The organism is Cardiobacterium sp. (assembly GCF_057314735.1).
In genome coordinates this window covers 36,301-41,804 of record NZ_DBHKZK010000057.1, presented here as the reverse complement: position 1 = coordinate 41,804, position 5,504 = coordinate 36,301, and the positions used below count along the sequence as shown (strand labels likewise).

General features: G+C 57.0%; 9 protein-coding genes and 3 tRNA genes (1 of these 12 running past the window's edge). 10 read left to right on the top strand and 2 right to left on the bottom strand.

What is annotated here, in order from left to right:
* From ACO54Z_RS07880 to ACO54Z_RS07845, 8 genes are all read left to right on the top strand, one after another.
* The coding region (locus tag ACO54Z_RS07880; protein WP_485996510.1) for a hypothetical protein at nt 1–357 on the top strand (357 nt) is incomplete at its 5' end.
* 134 nt (nt 358–491) lie between these two features.
* Entirely contained in the window at nt 492–728 is a 237-nt protein-coding gene (locus ACO54Z_RS07875) for a helix-turn-helix transcriptional regulator (protein ID WP_485996509.1), read from the top strand.
* A complete protein-coding gene (locus ACO54Z_RS07870; protein ID WP_485996508.1) occupies nt 725–1,156 on the top strand; it encodes a helix-turn-helix domain-containing protein in 432 nt (143 codons plus the stop codon). Before ACO54Z_RS07875 ends, ACO54Z_RS07870 begins: the two co-directional genes overlap by 4 nt.
* Nucleotides 1,092–1,796: a KilA-N domain-containing protein gene (locus ACO54Z_RS07865; RefSeq protein WP_485996507.1), complete on the top strand. Its 705-nt coding sequence runs from the start codon at nt 1,092–1,094 to the stop codon at nt 1,794–1,796. Before ACO54Z_RS07870 ends, ACO54Z_RS07865 begins: the two co-directional genes overlap by 65 nt.
* Nucleotides 1,793–2,323 (top strand): phage antirepressor N-terminal domain-containing protein, encoded by a 531-nt coding sequence (locus tag ACO54Z_RS07860; RefSeq protein WP_314776922.1) that lies wholly within the window; start codon nt 1,793–1,795, stop codon nt 2,321–2,323. The genes ACO54Z_RS07865 and ACO54Z_RS07860 overlap by 4 nt, the downstream gene beginning before the upstream one ends.
* Before the next feature lie 397 nt (nt 2,324–2,720).
* Entirely contained in the window at nt 2,721–2,975 is a 255-nt protein-coding gene (locus ACO54Z_RS07855) for a hypothetical protein (protein ID WP_485996506.1), read from the top strand.
* A 273-nt stretch (nt 2,976–3,248) separates the two neighbouring features.
* A complete protein-coding gene (locus ACO54Z_RS07850; protein ID WP_298080208.1) occupies nt 3,249–3,416 on the top strand; it encodes a hypothetical protein in 168 nt (55 codons plus the stop codon).
* A gap of 110 nt (nt 3,417–3,526) precedes the next feature.
* On the top strand, nt 3,527–4,162 hold the full coding sequence (locus ACO54Z_RS07845) for a DDE-type integrase/transposase/recombinase (RefSeq protein ID WP_485996505.1): 636 nt from the start codon (nt 3,527–3,529) through the stop codon (nt 4,160–4,162).
* A 92-nt stretch (nt 4,163–4,254) separates the two neighbouring features.
* Here the strand turns inward: ACO54Z_RS07845 and ACO54Z_RS07840 are convergent.
* Nucleotides 4,255–4,341, bottom strand: a tRNA-Leu gene (locus tag ACO54Z_RS07840).
* A 21-nt stretch (nt 4,342–4,362) separates the two neighbouring features.
* Nucleotides 4,363–4,438, bottom strand: a tRNA-Thr gene (locus tag ACO54Z_RS07835).
* A gap of 63 nt (nt 4,439–4,501) precedes the next feature.
* Between ACO54Z_RS07835 and ttcA the strand changes: the two genes are divergently transcribed.
* Nucleotides 4,502–5,437, top strand: coding sequence for a tRNA 2-thiocytidine(32) synthetase TtcA (gene ttcA, locus ACO54Z_RS07830; protein WP_485996511.1), 936 nt, complete (start codon nt 4,502–4,504; stop codon nt 5,435–5,437).
* Between the two features lie 43 nt (nt 5,438–5,480).
* Nucleotides 5,481–5,504, top strand: a tRNA-Arg gene (locus ACO54Z_RS07825); it runs 153 nt beyond the window's last position.

Here is a 5,504-nt window from a genome sequence, read left to right as displayed (position 1 = left end):
TCTGCTTCTCATGGGACAATGTTATCAGGAAATTATGTGTGTCAACAGGCCCTAGACGACTTAGACAAGGACACCCTTGTTGTAAGAAAAGAACATCTTGATAGTTTGATTAAAAACAATACACCCAAACGACCTGAAAGCTCAAAAACTACCAATAAGCAAAATGAAATCATCGCCGTTATGGCACAAATGATTTTAGGAAATAAAAACCGTCAATGGAGTAAAAAACAAACAGCTGAAAGCCTTGTTGGCGACATCCAAGCCCATGCGGAAACGTTGGGATGGAAAATGCAAACCCTATCCGCGAAGACGCTGCAAAAATACATTGAAGAAGGCGAAGAACGCTTGAAGCAATAGCCGCGAACCCGCACAACTGCGCCATTTTGCGGGAATATTCCTTTTATTTTGGGAATATTCCCCAACATTCCAGCAAACATAAATAACCTTCTCCACACCGCGCAGCCATGCGCATCAACTAACTGGAGATTGTTATGCAAACACACCTACCCTCGCTTCCCCGCGAAGCACATCTGAGAATGGCCGACATTGCCAGCAAAGGCAGCCGTAAAGGAATCACCGGCCTATCAGAAATGACCATCCGCCGCCTCATCAAGGCAGGCAAGTTTCCCGCCCCTCGCCGCTATCCCGATATGAAGCAGGCGACCTTCTTCGTGTACGGGGAAATCCTCGACTGGCTGCAAGCGCAAGCCAATGGAGGCCAGCAATGAGTACGAAAAAAGCCGCCCTTTCGGACGGCCTCATTCTTGAACGGTGCGCCGCGGATTATACCCCAACCTTCCCGCGCAAGAAGGATAGCGTAACGGCTGAAACGCTCGCCCGCCTGCTCGATGGGCAGACCATCACCCAACGGGAAGCCTATGACCGGCTTTCAACCGTCAATATCGCCCGCACCATCTTCGACCTGCGCCGCTATGGCTGGCCGGTAATCACCACGGACGAACTTCCCACACCCGCGACGGAAGAATCGCCACCTATGGCCGCTATTCCCTCGCCCCTGACGTTATTGCCAGGTATGCCGACCGGCAATACATCTGCGACGTCTATGCCGCCAGAAAGGCACGGAGGGCGCAATGAACGCAATCACGCTGAAATGGGAAGGTATCGACCTGCACGCCAACCGCGATGCGTGGTTTAACGCCACCGAAATAGCCGAAGCCCACGGCAAACGGCTGGATAACTTCTTTGCCCTGAAGCGCACGCAAGACTATCTCATGGCATTGGAAAAACAGGCGAATAATGGCGAAACATTGCCCGTTCTAAATCCCTTGGATTCAAGGGATTTAAAAAGCCTCGCCAAACGCTATCCGGCATTCATCAAGACACGGCGCGGCAAGTACGGCGGCACATGGCTGCATCCTGACCTCATGGTCTGCTTTGCCCGCTGGATAAGCATTGAGTTTGAAGTTTGGTGTGACCAGACCATCAAGCGCCTGCTGACTGAACGTCCCGCATGGCAGGCGGCGCGGGCAGAAAGCAAAATCGGGGCGCAAGTCATGGCGGAAATCCTGCAAACCACGCGGGCAGCGGCAGGCAAAGAAACCAAAGCGTATCACTACAGCAACGAGGCGCTGCTATGCAACGAAGCCCTGACGGGCAGACGGGAAGCGCTCCCGCGCGACAACCTGCCCGCGTCCGCGCTGCGAATGCTCATCCGCCTGGAAGCCGCCAACGCCGCCCTCATCGCGCACGGCAAGCCCTACGACGAACGCAAAGCACACCTGCAAGGCATGGCCGCGCCCATCCGCCTGCGCTACTACACGGAGGCGCTGCAATGAGTACCGTCAAAATCACCATCCCTTTTCACGACAAGCCGCTGGTACTCATCGACCACGACGAGAAGCCCTTTGTTGCCATGCGCCCCATCGTGGAGGGCATGGGCATGAAGTGGCAGGCGCAACAACTCAAGCTGCGCCGACGTTTCGATTCAACCGTCACTGAAATAGTGACGGTTGCCGACGACGGCAAACAGCGGCGCATGCTCTGCCTGCCACTGAAACAACTACCCGCATGGCTGCACACCATCAACCCCGGCAAGGTAGCGCCCGCCATCCGCGACACCATCCGCCGCTACCAGGCGGAGTGCGAAGAAGTACTGTGGCAGTACTGGGCGACGGGCGAAGCCAGACGCGAAGACATCCGCGACGGCCTCGCCTTTTGGGAAGAACAGGAGCGGCAATCCCGCGAACGTGGCAGCGAAGCAGGCAAGAACCTGAACCAACGCAAGCTGGAAAAGCAGCATAACCGCCTCATGAAAGCCCGCCTGCAACAGGAACTCGCCTTTGTTTGGGAGGCGCTGCAATGAACACCACGCCAAAAAGAAAGCCGCACGGTGGCGGCTTCCTGCTGTTTCGACCTGACGGGAAACAGACTTCAACCGGCAAGGCCGGAAACCGCGCCATGATAACGCGGGCAAGGGAGTCGCAAAACGCGACCCCCTTTGTCCCCCTTGACACCACAGCCCCCACGGGGCAACATTGCCGCGCCGCTGCAACACCAGCGGCCAGCTTTAGCAGGCTGAACCAAAGACGGGCAAACCGTCGCAAGACGGCATTTTTATGCCCGAAAACCGCACCCGATGGAGTGGGGGCGGGGGAGGCGTACGCGCCTGCCGGTTTCGTTGGCCGGTCTGCTAACCCCCGTCACCACGCCGCCATTTGGACTAGCAGCCAAAGCGCGGCCAACCTACAAGAGGTACAACCATGAAAACCATCCCGCCATTTCCCTATATCGCCGCTGTGGCCGTGCCGCTGGAACGCACGGAGCAAGACATCGCCGCCAATATTTATTCTGCTCGCTGGCAACCTTTGGGGCGCTTCCCCGACGAAGAAAGTGCCAAAGCTGCCGTTGCCGCCTTCATTGCCGACCACGAACATGATGCCTATTTCATCAGCGCCAAGCCGACAGATCCACTCTATCAGGACTTTGCGCAGCGTTTGGACGGAGATGCACAATGATCGCCCCAAGTCACCGTGGCCTTTGAATACATCGCCTGGGTGAAGGAGACGGGGCAATGAAATACCGCGACCATGCCGAAATCCTGCCCCTGCCTGAAAGAGCGGGACAATCTTGGACGCACGTTACCGATGACGCCACCCGGCAACTGACGGGCTGGCCGGTATGGAGTGCGTTTTTCTGCCACGGGCCGGAAACACTCGCCCTGCCGCCTGTCAAGCGGCTGTTCATCTACTGCGACGGCGACTTGCAAGGCTGGCTGGCGGACGACGTGCTTGCCCGCCATCCCTGCAGACGCGGGCAAAGATTTCGGCATCTACGACACCCTGCACAGCTACGCGGGCGGGACGGAACTCTCCGAACACCTCTCCCGCGAAGGGGCGAAACAGCGCGATACGGCGGGGCGGGGCAAGAAGCACGCCGCCACGTGGTCGCCTACATAGCCGCCCTGATGAAGCGTAACTTGTTGAAATACTAATAGTTTACGACGAGAACAATGGAATCTGCGGCGTGCGCAAGGTCTGGAAACAGCTGCTATGCGGGGGGCATCGCGATGGCGCACGGCACGATTGAGCGGTTGGTGCGCCGTGCAGGCTTGCAGGGCGTGTGGCGCGGCAAGGGCAAGCGCAGCACCGTCAGCGAAGGGCGTTCGGACTTGCCGGATTTGGTCAAACGCGATTTCAGCGCGAGCCGGCCCAACCAGCTGTGGGTGGCAGACTTCACCTATGTGCCGACACGCAGCGGCTTCGTTTACACCGCCTTCGTCATCGACGTGTACAGCCGTTATATCGCCGGCTGGCGGGTGATGCGCAGCATGGAGATGGCGCTGGTTGATGCGCTGGGCAGGCCTGTAAAGAAGCCGGACGGGCTGACGCACCACAGCGACCGGGGCAGCCAGTACCGCTATCCCGTTTATATTCCTGCGGAATATAAACGGGGACCCGCTCCTGTCGCTGCGCTACAGTGTCCGGCTGGAGGAGGCAGGCGTGAAAGCATCATTGGCCTGTACAAAACGGAAGTCATTGAAAGACAAGGTTGGCGTGGCGCAGGCGGTGTTGGACTTTCGATACTGGAGTGGGTGGATTGGTTCAATCAGGGCCGCCTGTTAATTTCCATCGGCTACACTTCACCAGCAGAATTTGAAGCGGCCTACTATCGCCAAAAAGACGGATTAGACAAAACTGCCTGATCCAGTCAATCCGCCCTCCGATGTGTGGGGCGGTTCATATTAAGGCAGAAACAATAAACCCCTTCTTGAAGAAGGGGGTTATCTTTGAATACTGGTGCCCAGAAGAGGACTCGAACCTCCAAGGGATTGCTCCCACTAGGACCTGAACCTAGCGCGTCTACCAGTTCCGCCATCTGGGCATTGGGTTTCCCATTTTGCAATGGAGCCGGAGACAGGAGTTGAACCCGCGACATCCTCATTACAAGTGAGGCGCTCTACCAACTGAGCTACTCCGGCGTGTGGCAGGACGCGCATTGTAGCGATTTTTTGCAGGCGGTCAAGCGCGGATTCGATTTTGTGATGCCGCCCCTTTATCATGTGCGCCCTTTCAATAAGTATAAGGATGAGGCAATGAGCGTAACCTTGCGCAAACTCCAGAAACGGCTACGAAAAAACGTCGGCAAGGCGATCGAGGACTATCAGATGATTGAGGCTGGCGACCACATTATGGTTTGTCTTTCCGGCGGCAAGGATTCCTACGCGATGCTGGATTTGCTCCTATCGCTGCAACGCAGTGCGCCGGTCGAATTCAAGCTGACCGCGGTCAATCTCGACCAGAAACAGCCTGACTTTCCTGAACACGTCCTGCCGGAATACCTCGCTTCCATCGGCGTGGATTATCACATCATCGAGAGCGACACCTACAGCATCGTTACCGACAAAATCGCGCCGGGCAACACCATGTGTTCGCTTTGCTCGCGCTTGCGCCGTGGGCATCTTTATACCTACGCCAAGCAGTTTGGCATGACCAAAATCGCCCTCGGCCACCACAAATTCGACATCATGGAAACCTTTTTCCTCAACCTCTTTCACGGCGGCCAACTGAAAGCGATGCCGCCAAAACTGCAAAGCGACGACGGCGCGCATATCGTCATCCGCCCGCTCGCCTACTGCGATGAACGCGACATCGCCAAATACGCCGAATGGCGGCAATTTCCCATCATCCCCTGCAACCTCTGCGGCTCGCAGGAAAACCTGCAACGCAAGGCCATCAAGGAAATGCTGCTGCAATGGGATCGCCTCGCGCCGAAACGGCTGGACAGCATCTTCGCCGCGCTGACGCGGGTACGGCCATCGCATCTGCTGGATCGCGAACTGTTTGACTTCGCCGCACTCGGCGCCAGCGGCACGCCGCTGCAATGGCTGATGCCGGAAAAAGATGACGACGAAGACGTGCCAAATACCACCAAACCGCAACTGTTTCGCCCACGGGCAGAGGCCGAAAATATCGCTTGACGCTCTGCGGGGCGGTGTGGATAATGCGCGCCTTCAAAACGACGCGCCCGTAGCTCAGTTGGATAGA